Origin of the sequence: Paenibacillus taichungensis, assembly GCF_013359905.1 — a bacterium.
GTDB classification, from domain to species: domain Bacteria; phylum Bacillota; class Bacilli; order Paenibacillales; family Paenibacillaceae; genus Paenibacillus; species Paenibacillus taichungensis.
This window is the reverse complement of record NZ_JABMCC010000121.1, coordinates 76809-100808: the sequence shown is the minus strand read 5'-3', so window position 1 is coordinate 100808 and position 24000 is coordinate 76809. Positions and strand designations below refer to the sequence as shown.

The 24000-nt window shown below is 45.4% G+C and carries 18 protein-coding genes and 1 pseudogene; 5 read left to right on the top strand and 14 right to left on the bottom strand.

Going from position 1 to position 24000, the window contains the following annotated elements; genetic code table 11:
• Positions 1–15: 15 nt before the first annotated feature.
• From HP548_RS28150 to HP548_RS28130, 6 genes and pseudogenes are all read right to left on the bottom strand, one after another.
• Positions 16–489 carry a hypothetical protein gene (locus tag HP548_RS28150; protein WP_175383494.1) on the bottom strand — a complete coding sequence of 158 codons (474 nt, stop codon included), beginning with the start codon at positions 487–489 and terminating at the stop codon, positions 16–18.
• A gap of 78 nt (positions 490–567) precedes the next feature.
• Entirely contained in the window at positions 568–1038 is a 471-nt protein-coding gene (locus tag HP548_RS28145; RefSeq protein ID WP_175383493.1) for a hypothetical protein, read from the bottom strand.
• Between the two features lie 19 nt (positions 1039–1057).
• Positions 1058–1318, bottom strand: coding sequence for an EndoU domain-containing protein (locus tag HP548_RS28140; protein WP_343054970.1), 261 nt, complete (start codon positions 1316–1318; stop codon positions 1058–1060).
• A 16-nt stretch (positions 1319–1334) separates the two neighbouring features.
• A pseudogene (locus HP548_RS34160) lies at positions 1335–1543 on the bottom strand (hypothetical protein); the annotation flags it as partial.
• A gap of 271 nt (positions 1544–1814) precedes the next feature.
• Complete coding sequence (locus tag HP548_RS28135; protein ID WP_063565997.1) at positions 1815–2060, bottom strand: hypothetical protein; 246 nt, start codon at positions 2058–2060, stop codon at positions 1815–1817.
• Between the two features lie 18 nt (positions 2061–2078).
• Entirely contained in the window at positions 2079–3218 is a 1140-nt protein-coding gene (locus HP548_RS28130; RefSeq protein ID WP_175383492.1) for a WXG100 family type VII secretion target, read from the bottom strand.
• A 446-nt stretch (positions 3219–3664) separates the two neighbouring features.
• On the opposite strand from HP548_RS28130, the gene HP548_RS28125 reads away from it, so the two are divergent.
• The gene (locus HP548_RS28125; protein WP_175383491.1) at positions 3665–4051 is read left to right on the top strand and encodes a VOC family protein; all 387 of its coding nucleotides are present in this window, start codon (positions 3665–3667) and stop codon (positions 4049–4051) included.
• Between the two features lie 128 nt (positions 4052–4179).
• On the opposite strand, the gene HP548_RS28120 is transcribed toward HP548_RS28125, so the two are convergent.
• Positions 4180–4650: a DUF4362 domain-containing protein gene (locus HP548_RS28120; protein WP_175383490.1), complete on the bottom strand. Its 471-nt coding sequence runs from the start codon at positions 4648–4650 to the stop codon at positions 4180–4182.
• A 199-nt stretch (positions 4651–4849) separates the two neighbouring features.
• Here HP548_RS28120 and HP548_RS28115 point away from each other — a divergent pair, with 199 nt between their 5' ends.
• Entirely contained in the window at positions 4850–6421 is a 1572-nt protein-coding gene (locus tag HP548_RS28115) for a stalk domain-containing protein (RefSeq protein WP_175383489.1), read from the top strand.
• Positions 6422–6559: 138 nt separating this feature from the next.
• Here HP548_RS28115 and HP548_RS28110 read toward each other — a convergent pair whose 3' ends face one another.
• From HP548_RS28110 to HP548_RS28100, 3 genes are all read right to left on the bottom strand, one after another.
• Positions 6560–7375 (bottom strand): putative phage abortive infection protein, encoded by an 816-nt coding sequence (locus HP548_RS28110; protein WP_175383488.1) that lies wholly within the window; start codon positions 7373–7375, stop codon positions 6560–6562.
• Between the two features lie 188 nt (positions 7376–7563).
• Complete coding sequence (locus HP548_RS28105) at positions 7564–11046, bottom strand: glycoside hydrolase family 2 TIM barrel-domain containing protein (protein ID WP_175383487.1); 3483 nt, start codon at positions 11044–11046, stop codon at positions 7564–7566.
• A gap of 225 nt (positions 11047–11271) precedes the next feature.
• The gene (locus HP548_RS28100; RefSeq protein WP_175383486.1) at positions 11272–12429 is read right to left on the bottom strand and encodes an epoxide hydrolase family protein; all 1158 of its coding nucleotides are present in this window, start codon (positions 12427–12429) and stop codon (positions 11272–11274) included.
• 160 nt (positions 12430–12589) lie between these two features.
• Here HP548_RS28100 and HP548_RS28095 point away from each other — a divergent pair, with 160 nt between their 5' ends.
• Together HP548_RS28095 and HP548_RS28090 are read left to right on the top strand one after the other, a co-directional pair.
• Positions 12590–13171 carry a hypothetical protein gene (locus tag HP548_RS28095; protein WP_099855450.1) on the top strand — a complete coding sequence of 194 codons (582 nt, stop codon included), beginning with the start codon at positions 12590–12592 and terminating at the stop codon, positions 13169–13171.
• A 254-nt stretch (positions 13172–13425) separates the two neighbouring features.
• Positions 13426–15195 (top strand): alpha-glycosidase, encoded by a 1770-nt coding sequence (locus HP548_RS28090; protein ID WP_175383485.1) that lies wholly within the window; start codon positions 13426–13428, stop codon positions 15193–15195.
• A 238-nt stretch (positions 15196–15433) separates the two neighbouring features.
• Here the strand turns inward: HP548_RS28090 and HP548_RS28085 are convergent, their stop codons facing one another.
• From HP548_RS28085 to HP548_RS28075, 3 genes are read right to left on the bottom strand one after another with little or no spacing between them, the layout of a single operon-like run.
• A complete protein-coding gene (locus HP548_RS28085; protein ID WP_175383484.1) occupies positions 15434–16846 on the bottom strand; it encodes an ANL family adenylate-forming protein in 1413 nt (470 codons plus the stop codon).
• Positions 16843–18264, bottom strand: coding sequence for a cysteine peptidase family C39 domain-containing protein (locus tag HP548_RS28080; protein WP_175383483.1), 1422 nt, complete (start codon positions 18262–18264; stop codon positions 16843–16845). Before HP548_RS28080 ends, HP548_RS28085 begins: the two co-directional genes overlap by 4 nt.
• A gap of 2 nt (positions 18265–18266) precedes the next feature.
• Positions 18267–19640, bottom strand: a complete 1374-nt coding sequence (locus HP548_RS28075; protein WP_175383482.1) for an alpha/beta hydrolase-fold protein — start codon at positions 19638–19640, stop codon at positions 18267–18269.
• Between the two features lie 718 nt (positions 19641–20358).
• On the opposite strand from HP548_RS28075, the gene HP548_RS28070 reads away from it, so the two are divergent.
• A complete protein-coding gene (locus HP548_RS28070; protein ID WP_175383481.1) occupies positions 20359–22518 on the top strand; it encodes an alpha-amylase family glycosyl hydrolase in 2160 nt (719 codons plus the stop codon).
• 99 nt (positions 22519–22617) lie between these two features.
• On the opposite strand, the gene HP548_RS28065 is transcribed toward HP548_RS28070, so the two are convergent.
• Positions 22618–23904 (bottom strand): MFS transporter, encoded by a 1287-nt coding sequence (locus HP548_RS28065; RefSeq protein WP_175383480.1) that lies wholly within the window; start codon positions 23902–23904, stop codon positions 22618–22620.
• Between the last annotated feature and the right edge of the window lie 96 nt (positions 23905–24000).

The following is a 24000-nucleotide window of genomic DNA, read 5'->3' as shown; positions in this document are numbered from 1 at the left end:
ATTATTGTGTTTCACTTAATTGTTTTTTGGATCAATATAACACCAATTATTATTGTAGGATGCCTTTATCTTTTTCATGTCTTCCAGATTGTAAAACCAATCTTCTTCAATCCATACTCTTGCATCGGGGAATTCGTTCAGAAAAGCAAAAAGGAATTTAAATAATAAATCCTCATTATCATCAAAGTCATCAGAAACTACTGCTTTAAAATATTCATTTTGCGTATCATCCCAGTAATAAGTAACGGTTTGAAATTCATAAGGCTCATCATATACACTAAAGCTAAGCGTCCTTGAGTAATTCTCCTTGAATGGGGTGTCGCTTATATACAATCGAGTATATTTTAATGCACCTTCGCTATTGTAAGTTTCTTCATCCTTATCAAAGAAAAGTTTCTCTTTTTCACATATGTTCCGAGTAGCACTCGATATAAGATAAGTCGGTATGCTCTTACCATGTCTAAATAGTATAAAAGATGATATCCCCATGAATTAAAGCTCCCAATAATAAGATGATACAACTTTTCACTGCTTGTCGGCTATGATGAGGGATGAGCTTTACATCAGCTATTGTATAGATTCATTTTCTATACTCTCAATTTCTAACATCTTTTGTTCAACCCATTTCATAACCATTTCTGCCTCCTTTAAATCAATCACTCCCTTTTTACTTTTGAATTTGTAAGTTTCGTAAGCCCATAGTAATATTATTTTCAAAAATTCAACTGTCTCTAATTTACAGATCGGTTCAATTTCATCTTCTTCCTCATCATAAAATAGATCTTCAATTATTGTATAGTCTTTATGTGATATAACGCTGGATGCATTTCCTCCATGTCTATATTCGGGTATATCCCCCCTTAATAATTCAAAATAATTCTCAATATCTTTTTTCAAATCTTTAAATCTCCAAGGTATATCAGATCCTAAGGGATCACTTATCATACTAGCGAACTCTAGTGATTTTTCCTCGTCAAAATCCAATACAACCATATTAAATTCATCCATATATTTTAATTTATATTTATATTTTATCATCACTAATTTACCCTCCAATTCAGTATATTGGGTATGCTGAGATTATCTTATCATTTCTTAAAATAAGCTCTATTTCCATTCCTGTGCTTATTTTCCCTATATATTTATTGTTTTTTATATTTACTTTATTATTAAAAGCTTCATTTACTGAATCAATTACCTGTTGTGGTTTCCATTCCTTTGGAAAAAATGTGGATTTGGGTCCTTTTGGTACTCCATTAATTTCAACATTGGCTTGATAGACACCAAACTCACTAGATATATCAACTTTCCCGACAATTTTACCGTTAATATTTGCGAATGCTGTTCAGCTTGGAATACACATGGGTCAAGTACTTCCCCCTGCTCATCCAGTTGCAATTCGTTGTACTCTTCTTCCCCAAGCGTGCCTTTCAGCTAGCAATAATCTCATTACACGTTCGAATCTGCTCTAATCCGGGTTCAGCGCCGAAATCTCCTGTCTGGTGATAGTGTTAATAAACTGTTCATATATGCCTTGTTTCATGAATATACCTCGCGAGAGTTAGGATGGCTGTGGATATGTAAGTGATATCATTTCATATGCATTAGTTGTTTGTATATAAAAAAAGAGCACTCTCTATTGCCTATGAATGGCAGGCCACTCCGCTTTTCTATAAAAAAGGCTTATTCCTCCTTCGAAAAAGTTGGAATAAGCTTTTAAATTTCTCTAATTAAAAAGTTTGAATTTTTTAGAGTACACGATTGTTGGTAAATTGTAATAACTTGCTGTTGGAGGTGTAAATGAACTCAGACCCTTAAGAGGCGTAGGATGTTCTATCTGGGAAAATACCATCATTCTCTTTTAAGATTCTAATTAATTTTGAAGCTGCGCGTAAGAAATAGAAATTTGTGGTTGAACCCGGAACCTTTTCGATTTCTTCACATTCCCCATCCGACTTACTTAACTTAATTTTCCCTAATGAATTTTCATCCGGGCCAAATTTATATACTACAAAATCCCTTGTCTCTTCTTCTTTAACTAACAGAACATAAGTAGCCAATGTTCTACCTCCCTAATATTATTCATATACGCTATCTGACCAATTATAATGTTTTTGTGATTCAGAGTGTGCTTTTTCGTAGGTTACTCCATATTTTTTTATATAATTGGATTCAAATAATTCATGATTGAGTAATAAGATGTCATTTTTATTATAGCTTCCTTTCATTAATCGCTCCCAAGCTAAAGCCTGCTGATAATTCGGGTCAAAAGACTTGATTTCTCCACTATCAAATTTATGCTTTTCGAAAAATAAATGATCCTTAATTTGTTGAATATCAGATTCCTTCCACCCTGTATTTCTAGCAATATCGCTTGTATCATTTTTCAGTTTTTTGAATGCCCCATACATATCAAATGCTAAATCCTCCTGCCTCATAAACTCAGAGACTGAAGAAGGCTCTTTTACTTTTGAAACCTCAGCATTATCAATTCTATCTCCATTAGCGTTATGTGTAGGACTTGGAGTTCCATTAGTATGCAGCTTACCCCCACCTGATCCTCCCAGATCGCTATGCTTATTTTCAACAGTACGAAGCGCCTTGCCAACAAAGGCATAGGCCAACACCTGACCCATCACAGAGCCACTGTAGTATCCAGCCCCACTCTCATCCACCTGTTTCTTCTGCTCATCCACAAATTGACCTACATCAGACCTGGCTGTTCCGTTTCCCCAGGCTGCATCCCAAGCAAACTTAATACCTCGCCCAACATCGACCACTCTGCCCAAGGTCATAGCATAAGCCACACTGGTCACCGTACCGAATGGATCGTAGAAAAGCGCCTCTGCTGTCTGTCCAATTCCAGTTACGGTCTCTCCAACTGACTTGTCGAGCAACCCAACACCGAAATTTCGTTTCAGTTCTTCAGGTATATATAGAGCAACCTCACCCGAACCATCGGCTGTTCTGAAATTCTTCGCTATAAAAATAAATTCATTCTGAATTTTATCCAAAAGTCCTAGTGTGGCTGGGAAAACTTCTTTCACCTGCATAAAATCCCAAAAGAAACGTTCCCCTGTCATACCCGACCATTCGGACTGCAACAGGTAAATTGATTTTTCAAGTTCCCGTACCATTCGCTCCAGTTCCAGCTTCTTTTGCTGAACTAATCGGGCTTTTTCCTCTAATACATCGGGATGTACCTGAATACGCTGCATCTATCTTCACCGCCAACCTGACCGTAGTATATGACCTAAATTTTAACAAGTTAGAAGGGAGATTGGAATCAAACGGAGGATTCATTTTCACATAGTCTAACTGGAAGTTGGTAAACATCCTTAGGCAGATATATTGCGCATTCGTGCATGTTACTCCAAAATTCGATCAATTGGTTAATATATAGGTTGTATCCCCATAATGCTAGACTCTATTTTCCGAAAGGAGCCTGTAAATTGAACAAAAAGAGTATCATCGTCGCTGTGATCATCGGTCTAATCTTGCTCGCTCTCCCCTTCATATTCTACTTTTCCACTAAAATGTCCGAAGGCTCGGCGTTGATTTAACCGATTACCATACCAAGCTCTAAGTTATAATAAACGAAAACATACTAAATTCAACCCTTGTCTCACAGGAACTAATGATTCAATTCAAAGGAGGCTCATCCATGAAAATAGAACGACTTGATCATCTCGTGTTAACCGTAGAGAATCTGGAAGCGACGATTGCATTTTATACGAATGTATTAGGCATGCAGGTAGTCGAATTCGGCCAAGGCCGAAAAGCGTTACAGTTTGGACAGCAAAAAATCAATCTGCATGAACGTGGCAAAGAGTTTGAACCGAAAGCTCATATCCCCACACCGGGTTCAGCAGATCTTTGTTTTTTGGTCAGCACACCTCTGGAGGAAGTCATTGCGCATTTAACACACCAGAACATCAAAATCGAAGAAGGACCAGTAAAGCGGACAGGTGCACTGGGGCCAATCTGTTCGGTGTATATACGTGATCCTGACGGTAATCTGATCGAACTATCCAATGCTTTGTATGCATAAACCACCAGCTCTCGCTCTCCATATAGCAGCAAAAAGATCCTGAAAAGCCTCGGCTTCGCAGGATCTTTTTTGATTTACAGCATGAATAATTACATAGCTCAACTATTTACGGTTAGATAGAACTCTCATCACTTGGGAATCGAAAAGGTACTGCCTGCCTTCTCACAACCGGTTAACACGTAAAAAACACGTCCCTGCTCACTCTTCATCGTACCGATCCCTTGGCAGGTGTTGGTCGTGATCCCCTGTTTGGAGCCATAGGCATCCCTAGAGTTATCATAAGTCGCTTGAATGGCTGAGCCATCGTAAATCAATTCATGGATAATGGCCCCACCTTCAATGGTATACATCGTCACACGAACCTGATCCTGCTGTTTGTTCTTCACATTCTTCACAAATGTGTTCCACTTATCCTGATTCCGTATGCCTTCGAGAAGCACAACGACATCCCCGCTTTGCTCCGCTTGCTCAGGGTTATGGGGCTCAATAATTTCCGGAAATGAATTCAAAACCACTGGAGAATCCACTGTTGGATCATTTGCCTCACAGGCTGTTAACATCATTAACGCTAACGAAAGCGTGAGCAGTACTCTTTTCATCCAATCACCTCATGAATTAAGACGCTAAATTCTCTGTACATGTTACCTATGTGCTGTTAGAAATAACGTAAACACACTCAGCACGGTTCTTCAATATAAAGGAATTTTTATCATTTGTATGTAACTTCAACCCACCATAAAGTGTTTATATAGCAATGCAGCTTTCACTTCCATCTCATCTGAAAAAGAGGCGATACACATGCGTTTGGCTAACCCATCCGATGACATAGCAAAAGAAAAACGACGTCCCACTTCACGCTTGAATCATAGACCTAATAGTAAAAGTAAATCGTCCCGACGATTCGCCATTGCAATGGCTGCAGCACTAGTTGCGTCCAGCTTGTTGTTGGAACTGACAGCTGAGCCAATTACTCATGCAGCCCCTAACGTACAGCATTCCGCCAGTAACACTTCTGTTCAATCGAATGCAGCAAATACAGAGAAGAAACTCCACTATACCGCTGTAGAGGGAGCTTATTATTACACAGTCGCCTTGAGAAGTGATGGTTCGGTCTGGACCTGGGGCCGCAATCTGTTTGGAGAGCTGGGTGTGAGCGAGAACATTCGATATCGTCATACATTTAGTCCCATCCGCGTACCGGAACTATCTAATGTAATAGCTATTTCAGCCGCCGGTGGTGGAATCAACGCAGCCGTTCAGGCGGATGGAACGGTCTGGGAGTGGGGTGCTGGCAAACTACCAAGCAAAGTCGAAAGCATCAACTCTGCGAAGGATGTAGTGACTGGTTCTTTCACTGTCGCCCTTCTCCAGAACGGGACAGTCTGGTCATGGCAACGCCCTAACGCTCAAGGAATCAATTCAGATGATCTCATACGTAAACCGCATGAGATTAGCGGACTGAAAGATGTTATCCAGGTTGGATCCGCAGGTCTGCATGGATATGCTTTGAAGAAAGATGGCTCCGTATGGACGTGGAACGAGCCCGACGAATCCGGGAATGTCCTGTCCAAACCTACCAAGATAAAAGGTCTGACCAACATATCTTCGATCACAAGAACAGATACGTCCCTGCTTGCACTGGATAAGAACGGGAAAGTCTGGGGTTTGGACGAGACAGGGAAAGTATTCGCCTTTCATTACGACTTCAAGGTGAAGAAGATGGATGGAAATACGCAATATATGTTAATACTCACGACATCCGGTGAGGTGTACAGCTACGGAAGAAGTGTGAACGGTAAAGAAGGAAAAGTAAACCATCTATCCGGCATTACTGATATTTCAGCAGGATATTACCACAGTCTTGCCTTATCCTCGGATGGAACCGTCTGGGGCTGGGGAAGTGATAAATACGAGGAAGCGGGTGCACCTGCAACGTCATCTGGAGGAATGGTCTACAAACCCGTTCAAGCCAAAATTGGTACAGATGTATATCTGAACGGTGAGCTGTTCCAGTCGATGTATGCCGCTGTTGAAACGCCTAAGACCGTGCAACTGCCAATCAAAGCCATCGCCACAGCAATTGGAGCAAAATTTGAGATTCATCAGGTGAAAGGTAGCCCGAACCACTATACGTTGAATTATGACAATCGGACAATCACAATCCGACCTAACGAGACACAGTATGTTATAACCTCCGCCGATTCCTCTGGGGAGCGAGTCGTGCAGATACCTGAACCCATAAATAACTACTCGGGAGCAACTACAGTGCCTTTTGAGGTATTGCGTGGTTTGGGATTGAACGTGTCCTGGGATTCAGAGAAAGCGATGCTGACCATTGACGATGCTGATAAGAAAGATTCAGGAAGCTAAACAAGATAAAAAAGTCCATTTCTTTCTAAAAGCATGCTTCTTGTGACTTCTGCATTTTCTATTAATTAGATGAAAGAACTTCGTAAAGAATCTAATCTAAATAAAAAAGAGTGACGGTTATCCGTCACTCTTCAATAACTAAGAAGTCATCCACTTATAATGATGCCGAGCGAAATGATTTAATTCACTTATATCAGTAAATTTCTCCAAAAATAATCTCGTATCACTCTTGTATCCCAATGTATAGAAAATCAGAAATCGTTCGTCCTCTGATAATTGTGAGAGAGCAATACGGGTATAATTTGAATCTCTCAAATCTTCTTCTGTGTTCAGACCATGCTGCTCAATCAATTCAAGTATACAATAATAGTTATTAAGATAATGTTTAATATGCCGACCTTTAAGGCTAAGAAAATCTTCTATTGTTTTATTCAAATCACGCTTATGATTAGCACGTTTCAATTCATCATAGAGAAACTCTCGTAGTTTCTCTATGGCTCTTCTTCCCTCATAAGGTTTATCATTCATTGATGCAATTAAATTGTGATGGAGCTCGATCATTTTAAAAAAAGTGTTTTCAAAGCTTTGCTGAATCATTACATTTTTTTGTTGTTCTAATTGATCACCATTACGAGCCACTTCCAGACGTTGCATCTCCAACTCTTTTCTTTGTAAACTCAACTCATATCTCTGAATGAAAAGAGTGTACACTAATCCTCCAAAAGCAAAAGCAGAGAAAAGTGCATTGATCGCTCCAAACATATCGCCAAATGTTCCCCTGTCGCTCCAATCCGAGAATGCATAATAAATAATTACTCCGGATAGACACCAGATAACCAAAAATCCTAATAAAATTGCTTTAAAGTTCACAATAACATTCGGCTTGTCTTGTTTTTTAATTGAATCCAAATCTTCTAACATAAACTTTCTAACACTAGACTTAAGACGATTCATATGTATATTTTCTCCTTTAGGTAACTTTCTCAGGAAAATTATACATAACAACAAGCAATGTGACCATCCTGAACAAAAGAGATTTAAAAAATCCCCTTCAGGTAAACGTCCTGTTCTTGATGAACAACGTTTATCTGAAGAGGATTGATATAAATCATCTCTATCCCTGAACTACTATATCTGGCGTCCTACTTCTCGAACCGGAACCAGCCAAAGTCAAACTGACTACCCGGCAGGAAAATAAAGGTCACCTTCTGCACACTTTTAACCTGCTCAAGCTCAAACACCCGCTCCTCATATCCATCGGACTGTGTGAATTCGACCAGCTGATTGCTCTGTCCGTCCTCACCTGCAAAGCGGATATGGATCGTGTTTTTGTCGATTGTTGAACGTCCATAGATCACAAGCTTGGACGTGCCTTCTGCTGTGAAGTCCATATTTTCAAACTCCAACGACACATTGTTTCCGATCCCCTCGACATGATCACCCTCGATCTTGAACGTATCCCCGTAGAGATGATCGCATGATGCAGCCGTATTCTGTTCAAATGCCCGGCTTTGGCGCTCGAATGAGAAGCCTTTGATATGAATCTTCTGCTTCAGTACAAAACAGATCGACGTAATCCCGCTCAGCCGCTTGGACAGTTGATACGTCTCTTCCTGATACACATTCCATCTGGATTCTTTGTCATACACCACATCTGCCAGCAGTGTACTTCCCTCTTCATCCGGCATACCTTCCCAGATCTGAATGAAGTACTCTTCACTAGACAACGCAAAGATTGGAATCGTAATGGTATCGGAGCCGTACGGCCCGAAGTCGATATTGCGGAAGCCCACATGTGTCTCCCCGTCCCGGCTTGTCGCTACCCCTCGCTCATTGCCGTTACCGACATCCCCTTTGGTGTAATCGTACAGCCCGCCAGTAATAAAGCCGTATGGATCTTTGTAAGCCGTACCCAGACCAGTTGCTTTGAACTCCAGTTGAGAAATCAGTTTCGTTTTATCGGTACCATTACTGCTCGTCGCACGAAGACGGAATTCCCCATCGCCCAGAGCGGATACGTTGACTTCCAGACCGTTGGCTTCGACCTTGGCAATGTTGGATTCGATACCTGCGTCGTTCACAACTGCCCACTCAATATCCCGATAGGATGTGTTCTCCGGATACAGCTTGGCGCTCACCGTCATCTGCTGTTTCGATGGATTGAATAACTGCCCACCTTCGCTGATAATCTCGATTTTCCGCAAAGGAATCTCCTGCGGACGTCCCGTCAGAACCGGACGTTCCGTATTACTCATAAGTACGGTTTGCTCCTGACCTGCTGCGGCAGCCCCGGATGCCCCATTGGTACGATCTCCTGCGCCTGCAACAGCTCGTGATTCGAACTCGGCAGCTGCACTTTCCAATCCTTCCGATGTCACCTCGATCCGTACCGTTCCCGATTCGTTCGTTGCCCCGATGATTGCCATCAGCTTGCCGCTGAACAGTCTTCTGCTCAGTCCTTTGTATGGATCATAGTCCGTGCTATCTCCATTATCCAGACCCAATAGACGACCTGCACCTGTCACTTGGACCTGCACACGGTTGTTTGCATTTTGCACGGGATTGCCCGCTTCATCTTCCACTTGGATTTCCACGAAAATAAGATCCGTACCGTCCGCTTGCAGCTGCTCCCGATCGGCTTGCAGACGAATCTTCTTCGCATCTGTATAGGATCTTTGCACATCCGTTGCAATAACGTTGCCGTGTTCATCATAAGCGATCGCTTTGAGCTCGCCTTCTTCATATGGCACTTTCCACCAGCCTGCCAGCTGGGTTCCCTTTGCATGGTCGATATCATACGTGCCAATTGTCTTGCCATTCAGCTGCAATTCAATCTTCGGCGCATTACTGCACACGCGTACATCGATCAGCTGACCAGGACTGAAATCCCAGTAAGGGAACAGGTGAACCATCGGACTTTTCTTGTAATCCGTCCAGGCTGCTTGGTAGATATAGTAGGAATCTTTCGGGAACGTTGCTGTATCCAGCTGTCCAAAATACGAATTCTTTGTATGATACGGTGTTGGTTCTCCAATATAATCGAATCCGGTCCACAGGAACTGCCCCAAGGAATACGGCGTATCTCGTTCTGCCAAAATGCAATATTCTGCGGACTTCGCGCCCCAACTTGTTGTACTGTTACCCAAAGCCGAGCACTGCTCATCATCATCTGCCAGTATGGATTGCTCGAACGGGAAGTGATAGATCCCACGGCTCTGCACTACAGACGACGTTTCACTACCATAGATAATCCAGTCCGGATGTTCTTCGTGATGTTTGTCGTAGTATTTCTCCGCGTAGTTATAACCTGCGAGCTTCACGATATCGGCGCATTTTTGCGCGTTTTCCCATGGCATGTAGTTCGAACCAATCGTCACGCCTGCATTCCCTTTTGGATCAAATTCCAATACATAATCCATCAGCATGTGGGTTACTTCCTGCCCCCGCTCATCTGCATGAGTGTCGTAAATCTCGTTACCGATACTCCACATAATCAGACTTGCATGGTTACGGTCACGCTTCACCCAGCTCTTCACATCAGTATGTGCCCATTCCGGGAAAAATCTCGCATAGTCGTAAGGGGTCTTGGCTCTCTCCCACATATCGAACGCTTCCGAAACGATCAGCATACCCATCTCATCCGCAAGTTCCATGAACTCTTTGGCAGGCATGTTATGAGCAGTCCGGATGGCGTTAACGCCCATTTCCTTCAACAGCACAAATCTTCTGCGCAGCGCAGTTAGGTTAAAAGCAGCCCCCAGCGCCCCAAGATCATGGTGTTCACACACGCCGTTCAGCTTCATCTTGACCCCATTCAGGTGGAATCCTTCGTTTGCATCCAACTTGATATCCCTGAAACCAATCCGCTGTGTGACGGTCTCGATCGTCTCATAGCCCTGCTCACCTGTAGCTACTTGCAGTTCCGTTACCAGATCATACAGATTCGGTTCATCCGGGCCCCATAACTTCGGAAGATCGACCTTCAGCTGTTGGCTGTTCGATTGTATCTCTTCATGTCCGGTGTCTGTACCCGCTGCAGCCGTAACGTTCGCTTTGCTGGATACGATCTGATTACCCTGATACCAAATCGTGTGCACAAGTTGTGCGTTCTGATTGAGACTCAGCTCCGTATCCACCTCAACCTGCCAGCCTTCTGGCTGCTGCTGAATCGATACATAGGTACCGTCTGTGACGATATGATTCCGATCTCTCGTTTTGAGCCACACATTGCGATAAATTCCAGCCCCGGAATACCATCTGCTGTTGGGACTCTGATGCACAACTTTGACTACAATTTCGTTGTCACCTTCCACCAAAGCACTCGTGATCTCATGCTCAAAAGCCGAATAACCGTACTTCCATTCCCCCACAAGCTGACCGTTCACATATACGGAAGAATCCATATATACCCCGTCAAAGCAAAGCAGAACCTGCTGCTCATCCTTCGTATATGGGAATGTCTTGCGATACCATCCGATGCTGTCCTCATACAGTTCAAGCGTATTATATATCAGCCAATCATGAGGAAGCTCAACCGGTTCAAACGTTAACCCCGCAGACTCCGTAACCTCCAGCTTACTTTTCGCAAATTGCCATCCATCCGTAAAAAGCTTTTTCTGATTCATCTCAGCTCTCACTTTCTGTGTGTATTATGATTGCGGTTACAAACAAAAACAGACCATTTTCCGAAAACCTTTTCGAAAATAACTTGGTGAGACAATAACACTTTACCCGATTATACCATCTGACCACCTTTGTACGTCACTTTTTGAGCAGATTGAAGAAAAAAAAGGGCCCGCTTTAGATATCCAAGTCGGGACCTTACGAATTCCACCATATATATAACTACATTAATCGTTCATTGCTCGAATCGGTCTGTAGAATGCCCGAATATCATCAGCCAGCAACTCCGGTTCTTCCAAAGCCGTAAAATGCCCTCCACTAGGCATGGAGGTCCAGCGCGTTACGTTCAGGTTTTGCATCGCCCAAGACTTGGGCGGTAGCACGATATCCGCAGGAAATATGGCAATGCCTGTCGGAACTTCTATACGTCCCAATGGTGGCAAGGAATGTGAATTTTCGTAGTACATACTTGTGGATGATCCTATGGTGTTCGTAACCCAATAGATCATAATATGAGTCAGCAACTCATCCTTGCTAAATAGTTGATTGAGGTCACCTTTACAGTCGCTCCAAGCACGAAATTTCTCAATGATCCAAGCGGCCAAACCTACTGGGGAATCGGAAAGTCCATACGCAAGTGTCTGAGGTTTGGTTGATTGAATGGCCATATAACCCCCCTCTTGTGAAATCCATGTTGAAGCATTTTCCTTGTACTCTCGTTCTTCCTCTGAGCGTTCTGCCTCATCCTGGGAAGATAAGAGATCTCTTATGATACCAATATCCGTTAAGTGGATTCCAACTAGAAGTTCAGGACTATTCGATGCCAGATAACGTGTAACGCCAGAGCCAATATCTCCACCTGCAGCAGCGAATTTGTTGTATCCTAATTCTTTGGTCATTAGTTTGGCCCACATCTGGGAGACACGAGAATTGTTGAAGCCAGGTTGGTCCGGGCGGCTAGAGAATCCAAATCCAGGCAGTGATGGCACAATGACATCAAAAGAGTCCTCCGGATTACCTCCATGACTCGCGGGATCGGTCAGGAGAGGGATAATCTTTTGATAACGAAGATAGCTATCGGGCCAGCCATGGGTAAGAATAATCGGCAGAGGATTAGGCCCTTTACCATGCTCATGTACGAAGTGCACATCCACCCCATCCAACTGGCAATGAAACTGGGAAAATTGATTCAGCCTGGACTCTTGTGCTCGCCAGTCATAATGATCTCTCCAATAGGAAACAAGTGATTTTAAATAACTAATATCTGTTCCTCGCCCCCAGCCGGAGTCTACCAATTGATCTGGCCAACGGATGTGATGCAGCCGATATTGCAAATCGTCCAGAATCTCATCGGAGACATGAATATGAAAACGTTCAACAGTCATCAAGATTTCCTCCCTTTTTGTTGATTCATAACGTTATTATATCCTTTTATTGCTATTCATAGATTCCATCTCTGTCAATCGATTCCTGTAATTTCTTGTCGTGCTATGTTAGATTATCCATTGGAATAATATCACATATATAGATAGGGGAAATTAGAACGTGAAGAAATCATGGGTACTATCAATCATTATGAGTTTTGTTTTGCTCGGCGGAGTATTCGCACCTGCAGGGTCCTATGCCGCTGCTGCGGATGACTCAACTACTACATATTCGGAAGACGAATACTATGAAGAAGTTGACACGTCAGAACAAGAACCGATCCCTACAGTCGAAGAAGAAGATTTCCTCAACTACCTGGATCAGTTGGATAGCGCATCGGTATATGAAGAGAAAGCATTCAACGCTCTTGGAGGAGGATTTTACATTACATCTTCCAATCGCAAGTCCGTTTTCCTGAAATTGACCAACACAGCGATTCCTAACTACACCAAATATGTATCCAAGCTGAAGCTGATTAAACCGCAAAATGCGGAACTGCAAAAAATCCATGCCAACTTGATTAAAGGTAGTTATGCACAGCTGGAAGGATTCCAACTCGCTAAAAAGGCTGTCTCCAAAACAACGGTAAACAGCGCTGTCCTGAAACAAGCCAATGCCAAAATTGATACCGGCAAGAAAAGTATCGAGAAATATCATAAAGAAATCTCTGCTTATGCCAATAAGCTTGGGTATGATTTTTAAATAATAGTCCACCAAAATGTGTGTTGATTGTGAATCATTCTACCTCACACATGAAGCAGGACACACCATTTGTTCCACAATAAACAAATTGAGATTTCAGGAAAAAAAAGTGTTTTCTTTTTCCAATTTAGTTCGTATAATAGCACTATAATCAAAAGGCTATGCTGCCGAAAGGTACAACCTCGTGAACATTGGGGTTGTGCCTTTTTTGCGTTTATAGCCATATGATCCATCCCAGATAAGGAGTGAATGCTATGTTACTTGAAGCTATTTATCATCGTCCCAAAATGAATTGGTCCTACGTATATGACCGTTCCACCATGCACCTGAGGCTCCGTTCCAAGCGGGGCGACCTGGATGCTGTTATCGCCATCATCGGGGATAAATATGCATGGGATCGTACGGTTCTCCACCTTCCGATGCGAATCTTTGCCCGTGATGCCCTGTTCGATTATTGGGAAGTGGAAGCGCAACCACCCTACCGCAGATTACGCTACGGCTTCCAACTGATCGAGGGAGAGAAATCGGTCTGGATGACGGAACGGGGATTCGAACAGGCTCTGCCTGATCATCCGTTGGAATTTTTCGATTTTCCATTTATGAATCCGGTGGATTTCTTCGAAGCACCTGCTTGGGTTAAGGATGCGGTGTTCTATCAGATCTTCCCTGAACGTTTTGCCAATGGTGATCCGTCGATCAGTCCAAAGAATGCTGAACCTTGGGGCGGCGAACCGACGCCTGTCAATTTTTTCGGAGGTGACCTTCAAGGCGTTCTGGACCACCTCGATCATCTGAGTACACTTGGCATTAACGCCATTTATTTCTGTCCAGTGTTCCAGGCTACAACCAACCATAAGTACAATACCGCAGACTATATGAGGGTCGATCCGCACTTTGGCACCAATGAGAAATTGAAGGAACTTGTGGATGCATGCCATGAACGCGGCATACGGGTAGTTCTGGACGCGGTGTTTAACCATTCAGGCAGAGAGTTCCTTCCATTCGCGGATGTGCTTGAAAAAGGGGCTGCTTCCCGTTATGCGGATTGGTTCCATGTCAGAGAATGGCCGGCACGTATCGAGGATGGTATTCCCACATATGATACCTTTGCCTTTGAACCTCTTATGCCTAAACTGAACACAGAGCATCCAGAGGTTAAGGAATATTTGCTGGAGGTGGCCCGTTACTGGATTCAGGATATGGGTATCGACGGTTGGAGGCTGGATGTTGCCAATGAGGTAGACCATCAATTCTGGCGTGAATTCCGGCAAACGGTCAAATCACTTAACCCGGATGCCTATCTACTAGGCGAAATCTGGCATGATTCCATCATGTGGCTGCAGGGGGATCAGTTTGATGCAGTCATGAACTACCCTTTCACGAATTCAGTCATGGATTACGCTGTGCTTGGCAAGCTAGACGGCCTCGGATTTGCCAACGAGGTTGGCAAACTGCTTGCTGCGTATTCACAACCTGTAACCGAAGCAGCTTTCAACCTGCTCGGCAGTCATGACACGCCAAGACTGCTGACCCTATGTGAAGGGGATGTACGCAAGATGAAGCTGGCTGTCATTCTGCTGCTTACGTACCCAGGTGCTCCTTGTATTTACTATGGTGACGAGGTAGGGCTGGATGGTGGCTATGATCCAGGTTGTCGCAAATGTATGGAGTGGGACGAACAGAAGCAGAACAAGGATCTGCTCGATTTCTTCACCCAAGCCATTGCCCTGCGTAAACAACACGCTGCATTGCGCAGTGCGGACATCTCCATGATTTACGCGGAAGCCGGAGACCCGTGCATTGCCATCGGACGCAAAGATCAAGATACAGGGGAACAATTCGTACTCGTCCTGAATGCAAGTGAAGAACCACGCAGTATGGAGTTGCCACTACACCAAGGAACTTGGCGTAATGTATTCTCAGCCACAACTCGGGAAACTCAGCAGAACAAGCTGAAGCTGGACTTGGAAGCGTACGGTTTCTCCCTGTTGCAGTTGGATGTCAAATCACACGTGAAGGCATAACATCTTGCTTCATTCTATATCCTTTCTCCGATGAGACTCTTGGTACGTCGTATGAGGCTATCTCTCATTAAATTGTGTGAAAGGATATCTCTCGTACGAATCACTTCGACTCTGTTCAACAAAAGGGGAACCGTAGATGCGTAATGCATTCAACGGTTCCCCTCTCCAATTACAACTTACAACTCATCATTTGACATCCTGCATTGTCATACATGAGTCACTTTATTCATTCGTTCATTCAGTGCTGTGTCCCTTCCAACTCCTCCTCCAGGCTTGCCGCAACCTCATCCTGAACAGATGAGCTTGGAACGGGATTTCTTATTTTCTTCATTCTTGGGCTTGTTAATGTCTCCTGAGTAATCACAATCTTTTGTGGAATTTTGTACTGAGGCAGCTTGTCTCGGCAAAAATCCCAGATTTGTCTGCGCAGTTCCATAAGAGGCTGCTCACCTGTAAGTCTGACCGTGGCCTTTACCATCTGTCCCATGATCCCACTTGGCTCGCCACTCACGACTGCCGTTTCAATGAATTCCATTTGTTCCAGAATACTCTCCACTTCCGCAGGATAAACCTTACGTCCGCCTACATTAATGATCTCGGAGCGGCGACCCAAAATGCGAATGTAACCATCCTCCATCTCTGCTTCATCCCCGGTCTGGAGCCAGCCATCTTCCGTGAACGGAGACGGAGCGTTCAGATACCCGATCATGGCCGTTTTTGTTTGGATCTCAAGCAGCCCGTCCACAATCCGATAATGGACTTCCCCATCACGAACCGTAAATTGCAATGAACCGGAATCTTTGGAGCGTGTCGGCAGAATGCCAAGCTCCGACATACCATAAGCCTGCACCGTGCGTACATTCGGAAACTGTCTATTCCATGCAGTAAGCAGCGCCTCTGGCATGACCTCTGAACCATAGGAGACCACTTCGAGACTGGATAGATCGAACTCCCGATAGACTCCACTAAGGAGCAGCAAATTCATGAACGTTGGTGAGACTGGCAAGGCCTGAACACGATACTTTTCAATGGTTTTGCATACTTCCAGGGGGGAGCGATTCGGTATGACGCATAAACAGCCGCCGCTGGACAGGGATTGCAGCATCGTATTCAATCCGCCAATGTGATCAAACATCATGAACGGAATGGTACAGAGCGGCCGGACTTGCCGCCTGAACCCGTGCAACAGACGATCCGCGCTGTGAACAGCAGCTTTGCTTTGTCCTGTCGATCCGGATGAGAAAATCACCAGACCTGCATTCTTTTCCTGACTCAGCCTTGCCAATATCGGGGACCGACTGCCTTGCACGGAGCAACGTCTGGCTATAGCTTCCCCTTCCCCAACACTCATGCGCCATTCTGCCTGAGCGAGCGCTGTATACTCATTCCGTTTAGCCTCAACCAAGTGTCGATCCATCGGAACCACAATACAATTTTGCTCCAGAAGAGCGATCAATGCTGCTGCGGCATAAGGAGAATAATCCTCTTCTAGCACAACGATCGCCCCTTCGAGCCCTTCACTGGAAATCCATTGGCTAAAGGTGTGAATCTGATCCAATAACCAGTTATAACTATAATGTTCGCCCTTCCATATCAACGCAGGACGATGGTCATACGCAGCGAACCGTTCCAGAAGAAAAGTGATATTCATCCCTCATCATCCTTTGGGCAAGGTTTCAATTGCGCCTCCAGATACTCAACCAGTGATTCCACCGTTCGATAAGGACTTTCTGGCATGGAAGCAGCCGCCAATTCAGCGAGGGTTATCCCTACACCGAACGTATCTTCAACACTTTGCTCGATAACCGCAAGTAGAGTTACAAGTTCAAGGGAGTCCAGTCTTCCACGACTTCCATATAGGGGTGCCTGCAAGCCATGCTCTAGTGGAATGGGCGCGTTATGGTACCGATTAAGCTCATCGCAGCTGTCCAGCACAATCCGCTCAATGACTTCCCGATGTGAAGGCGTAGGCCCGGGATTTTCCACAGTCGATGGGATCTGTCTGAAGCGATCGGCATGCTGATGTGTCGTCATTAGCGCTTCGTACCAGCGTAATTCGTCCGCCGCCAATTGTTCGATAATATCCGTTAACTGCTCCCGCCATTCAGGGCTTCGTTTCATTCTGGCGATCTGCAGCAGCTTATGCGCCTGTTCCCACCGGGCTATCATTGCACCGAATTCCTCAACATATTGATCATGAGGAGAATTGAGCCATTTGGCTGCTTCCTCCAGCAAATCGTGGAAAAAGTAGCGGCTCCAGCGCATGTCGAACAGGAACGCGGAGATGGCTTTCTCCTGTTCCCGATCCACCTCGGCATCCGGGTGCAATCTTTGTAACAATTGTGATGTGACAGCCTGTCCAAAATAATAGCTTCGATTGCCCTCCCAGATCGTTCTGCCCGCGATGAATTCATAGGCCTGTGTCGCCAGCGCAGAGCGCAACATGTTCCGATAGCCTGCGGAGTCGAGTGTTTCCACAGCACGGATCTCCATCGTGCCATATGTTCGTAATGTTTCTTTGCGCCGGGCTATTTCGAGCTCGGAGATATTTTTGTTTCCTTTCCAGAACTCTTGGAAATCAGGTGATGACACAGCTCCCATGTATTTGGAGGGAACGGGGTCATAGACATAGAAATGCTCCTCATCCATTCCGTACACAGCCAGCCAATGATCGACCAGATGCAGGCGTGAGTCTTGTTTAACGAGTTTATGAATATACTCGGGATTTCGATAATCATCCCCATAAGGCAAGCAATAACTTGTGCCTGTAACGACCAAAGGCCCCTCATTTTCAAGCCGTTCCCGTATATATGCCTTTCCTTGTTCGAAGCTGTCAAACTCCCGTTCTCCAAACACTTCCCACATCGGCTCCTCATAATCCAGCTTATGAAAGTAAGGCTTGATCAGGCCACGATCCGAACAGGAAGTCAGACTATACAAGCGGCTGGAAGCCAACAGGCCGAGACTGCTTATCGAGCCCTGACGCTGAAGGATTTCGTGAATCAAAGGAAAATTGCAGGGATAATAATACGGAATATCCATCGTTGGTTGAAATGGTTGACTAATCATGGCTACCTCCTGTTCCCGGCTTTGGCAGCCGTACTGCCCCAAGACTGGATTTTGTAATGTAGAGACAGGTTATCATGGGCACGAAACACCCGATTGGGCAGTGCCTTGCCATCTGCATCGGTTTCAAACTGCCGGAAGCCTCGCGTGAACCTGAACCGAAATCCGCTGTCACGTGGAACCTCGAAGCAGCCCTCATAATCGCCACCTCCGGTGTGCAGAAGCTTCATGCCCATGCCTCCGTAGATCGAGTCATCATACATGTCTTGAAAGGGTACCTCGGCACTCATGCAGACTGTCACGTGACCCGATAATTCTTTCACAACCGTGCACATCCGTGATGCCGTCAACTCTCCCACCGTGAGAGTAACTACTGCATGACCCATCTTGACAGGAACCAGTTCCCCATTGGGTCGAACCTCAAGAACATCGGGTTGATCGGAATGATATTCCCCTTCAAGCACACTCATGGTGAACCCGCTGTCGTAATGAAGCAGCGCATTGATCTGCCCGCTCATGCCGCCTTTCAATCCAATAACGTCCCTTCCCATCAGCTCCAGAGAGACTGGATTGCCGATTCGGCCGAACATATACAGTAGCGGAATATGAACTCGCTCTCCCCAATCCGCCTCCTGATGACCTGCATCCGGCTGTTCCAGAAATGCGATGTCCTTGCCAGACTTATATCCCAGTTCAAGCATCTGATGGGCTACATTCCTTACCTGGTAAGGAAGAAATAATCCTTCTGCATCTCCTATATCCATCCACATTTGAATGGGAGCACTGCCCTCAGGCAAGAGGTACATATCCTCCTCCTGTAACCTGCTCTCCGACGTTTCATCCAGCTGCACATCCACGAAAAAGGGAGAGAGCATGATCAGTTTGCCAAAAATATCAGGATGACGTGTTCCTATATGGAAGGTGCTGAGTGCCGCTGCGGAAGAACCAAGCAGTCCCGTATTGTCCTTGTCTGGAAGTGTGCGGTAATGCTCGTCAATAAATGGTTTCAGTTCATGAATGATAAAGTGTTCATAATCCAGGCCTGAGCAGCCCACACTCACCGCTTCTCTTGCAGGTGCAATAAAATGATAGAATTCATTGTGTGTAACCGGACGAACATGGGCAATTCCGACAATGATCAATCCATCCATCAAGCCTTGATCAATCAGTTGGTCTGCCGCCTGATCCACGTGCCACGTTTCATTTCCCGCAGTCGAAGAGCCGAAGGCTCTCTGACCCGCATGCATGTATAACACCGGATAGCGTTGATCCACATGCTCCTTATAGCCTGGTGGCAAATAGATAAAAATCTTCCTTGTGTTGTCCAGCCTGGACGCCTTGAAACCTTCCACACATTCGATAACAGAATGAGTGTTCACTGATCCATCAACCGCCTCTCCTATAGATTTCGCTTTTACACTACCGGGGTTTCCCTGTTTTGTTAGTCCTGCTTCGCTCTTCCCTCGGCTACATCGACAAACAACCCCGTCTCTGAAGAGACGGGGTTGTTTTAAAACACCGAAATGTTCTAAAATGCATAGCCCTTATATTGATGGGTCTGCGAATAGTTTAAATCTGTTGAGCCTGATTTGTAAATATAGAAATAGAAAAAAAATGCTCAAGAAAAAGTTATTGACAACCAAACCATTATTTAATTATCATAACGTTGTGATTATAACTAGAGGGCCATGCTTTTAAACCCAATCGGTTTAGGACAACCCCGGTAACTCCAGCAGGAGGTGCCGGGGTTGTTGGCGTTCATAAAGGGGGGATATCGTTAAGAATAACCTACCAACGTCCAATGTTGAAAGCGCTTTTCCAATCAAAAAAGAGATCACAAATCTATATAAATTGAACTACACATTTGCACGAGAACGGAGAGGACAGAAATAACCTGAAGAAGTGAAGCTAAAAGCTTTCTGAAGGAAAGCTCCATCGGAAGCATACGCTTGGCCTTTATCCCCAGATTTCCCCCTTTGAAAAGGGCATCAAAAAAATCTGAGGATAACAGCGATCGGAAGGTTGTTCTGTCATCGGAGTGGTAAGTGTAAATATTCTTTAGTTCAATTTATATAATAAACGAAGGGTGGATTACCAATGTTCAAATGGACCAAGCGAATCATCCTCAGTACCACGTTGAGCTTCAGCTTGCTGGCCGGAAGTGCACTGCCATTATTCCCGGCGGCCTCCGTATTCGCAGATGCTGATACGGCTGTAAGCAACAAGCAGAACTTCAGCACCGATGTTATTTATCAGGTATTTACCGACCGCTTTCTGGACGGCAATCCCTCCAACAACCCTACCGGGGGAGCCTATGACGCCTCCTGTTCTAACCTGAAGCTCTATTGCGGGGGCGACTGGCAAGGACTGATCAACAAGATCAACGACAACTATTTTTCCGATCTCGGCATTACGGCACTCTGGATTTCCCAGCCTGTGGAGAACATTTACTCGCTGATTAACTATTCCGGTGTTAACAATACGGCTTATCACGGCTATTGGGCACGTGACTTCAAGAAGACCAATCCTGCTTTCGGTACGATGACCGATTTCCAGAATCTGATCAATACGGCACATGCCAAAGGCATTAAAGTCATCATTGATTTTGCTCCCAACCATACCTCTCCTGCCATGGAAACCGACACCTCGTTCGCAGAGAATGGAAAGTTGTACAATAACGGTACGCTGCTTGGTGGCTACACCAATGATACGAACAAACTTTTCCACCACAATGGCGGTTCCGACTTCTCCACACTGGAGAACGGTATCTACAAAAACCTCTATGATCTTGCTGACCTGAATCACAATAACAGCACCATTGACACCTACTTCAAGGATGCGATCAAGCTCTGGCTGGATATGGGTATTGACGGAATCCGGGTGGATGCGGTGAAGCATATGCCGATGGGATGGCAAAAGAACTGGATGTCCTCCATCTATGGCTACAAACCGGTATTCACGTTTGGTGAATGGTTCCTGGGTTCATCCGCATCCGATGCGGACAATACCAACTTCGCCAACCAGTCCGGCATGAGTCTGCTTGACTTCCGTTTCAACAATGAAGTACGTAACGTGTTCCGTGATAACACATCCACGATGGTTGCCCTGGATTCCATGATCACCAGCACTGCCGCTGATTATGCACAGGTGAATGACCAAGTGACTTTTATTGATAACCATGACATGGATCGCTTCAAAACAAGTGCCGTTAACAACCGTCGCTTGGAACAAGCTCTTGCATTTACACTTACCTCACGGGGCGTACCAGCCATCTATTATGGCACTGAGCAGTATATGACAGGTAACGGTGACCCGGATAACCGTGCCAAAATGCCTTCGTTTTCCAAAACAACAACTGCTTTTAACGTCATCAGCAAGCTGGCTCCATTGCGCAAAACCAATCCAGCCATCGCCTATGGAACAACCCAGCAGCGCTGGATTAACAACGATGTGTATGTGTATGAACGTAAATTCGGCAACAACGTGGCCGTCGTAGCGGTTAACCGTAATCTTTCGACTCCCACATCCATCAGTGGTCTGACCACTTCGCTTCCTTCGGGTACATACAACGATGTTCTTGCAGGTGCATTAAGTGGTAATAACATTACCTCTACAGGAGGTAACGTCGCTAACTTCACTTTGGCAGCAGGAGCTACAGCAGTCTGGCAGTATACAGCCAATACCACTACACCAACCATCGGGCATGTGGGCCCTGTAATGGGTAAAGCGGGTAATACCGTTACCATTGATGGTCGTGGATTTGGTACTACCAAAGGCACTGTCTATTTCGGAACAACCGCTGTTACCGGTTCAGCCATTACATCATGGGAAGATACTCAGATCAAAGTGACCATCCCTGCAGTTGCTGCCGGCAACTATGCAGTCAAAGTTGCAGCGAGCGGAGTCAACAGCAACACTTATAACAATTTCACGATTCTTAGTGGCAACCAGGTTTCCGTGCGGTTTGTCATCAACAATGCATCCACGACACTCGGTCAGAATCTCTATCTGACGGGCAATGTCGCGGAACTGGGTAACTGGTCCACAGGCCCTCTCGCCATTGGTCCGGCGTTCAATCAGGTGATCTATTCCTATCCAACCTGGTATTATGACGTGAGTGTGCCAGCCGGAACGAATCTGGAATTCAAGTTCTTCAAAAAGAACGGCTCTACCATCACGTGGGAAAATGGCAACAACCATACCTTCACCACACCAGCCAGTGGAACTGCTACCGTTACAGTGGACTGGCAGCCTTAATTCCTTCACCGTCCTATCATTTAACCCGGAGTCAGACGCAATGAGCGTCTGCTTCCGGGTTCTTTGATTAGGCTCGTCCTTATCTATGGCATGCATTAACTATCGATAGGTCCGAATGGATTTTAATCCTGCTGCTGCAATAATCCCTACCACCAGCAGCAATGATCCCAGACTCTCCAGCACGGTTTGGGCACCCCACTGATCAGCCAAAACGGAAACCACCGTTAATCCCAGGATTGGGGCTGTACTTGTTATGGTTCCAAGCACCCCGTAGATTCTCCCCTGCAGCTCATCGGGAACCTCGGCACGCATCATGATCTGGGTTAACATCGTACAGCACGCAAACATGGCTCCCCCAGCAATGATCAGCGGCAAGGCCACCAAAGGAGAAGATACATTGGCTAACAGCATATACAGTGGGCCGAGAACCAGCAGACCGATGAACACCCATCTCCCCCTTCGTTTCAGCCGATTGCCTGAGGCAATCAGAATCCCGGAACCCAGCATGTACCCCAGTGGAATACATGTCTCAATCAGTCCGAACTGGACTGGATTCGCCTGCCATACTTTGACGGCCATGACCTGAACAAGCATGATGGCTGACATGAAGAAAAGAATCAGCAGCGGATTAAGAATAACGATGGAGCGAATCAGTGGATGTGCAAAGATGTAGGAAAATGAACCACCCCACTCCTTTACAAACGATCCTCTATGCATCGAAGAGCGTTGTACATCCGGAAAACGCCCGGCCAACATTACACATATCGCAGATAGCAGAAAGGTCACACCCGTAATCATAATAGCCGTAAACCCTCCAAATGCAGAAACCGCAATCCCCGCTGCTGCCAGTCCACTTATACGTGCAATATTATCGACAAGATGAATGGTTCCTGTAGCTTGCTGCAGATGCTCCCTCCCCACCAGACTGGTTACCGAAGCATGAAATGCAGGCGCCTGAAACAGGCTGGAGAACATCGAAAGGGAAAGCATGAGCAGTACGATTGGAAAAGGAGCATGCAGCACAAACAGACTCACCGCGATGATAAACGCCATAGCCCCACGAAACAAATCTGACGACAACATCAATGTTCTGCGATCCAGTCTGTCGGCAAACGTACCCGCGAATGATCCGAACAGAAAACTGACGACCATATTACATACTTGCACAGCTGCCATACTCTTCGCACTTCCCGTTGTCTGCAATACCCACAGACTGATGGCAATGCCGTTGAAACAATCACCAAATACCGAGATGCCATAGCCACACAAAATTCTGCGATAAGCAACATTGCGCCAAAGCGCCCTGTTGGCCATTTTCTGACTTTCCGCAGCCGCAAGAGCCCCGTTCGGTCCCAATTCCGGTTCTGGGGACTGTAGCGTTCCCATCGATCTTTTCCTCCTCTTGTTCATTCGGATCTCAAACAGCAGGCAGGCGCTTCCGGAGCAGTTCCAGCGATGAATGGAACCTCTCAGAAGCGCCTG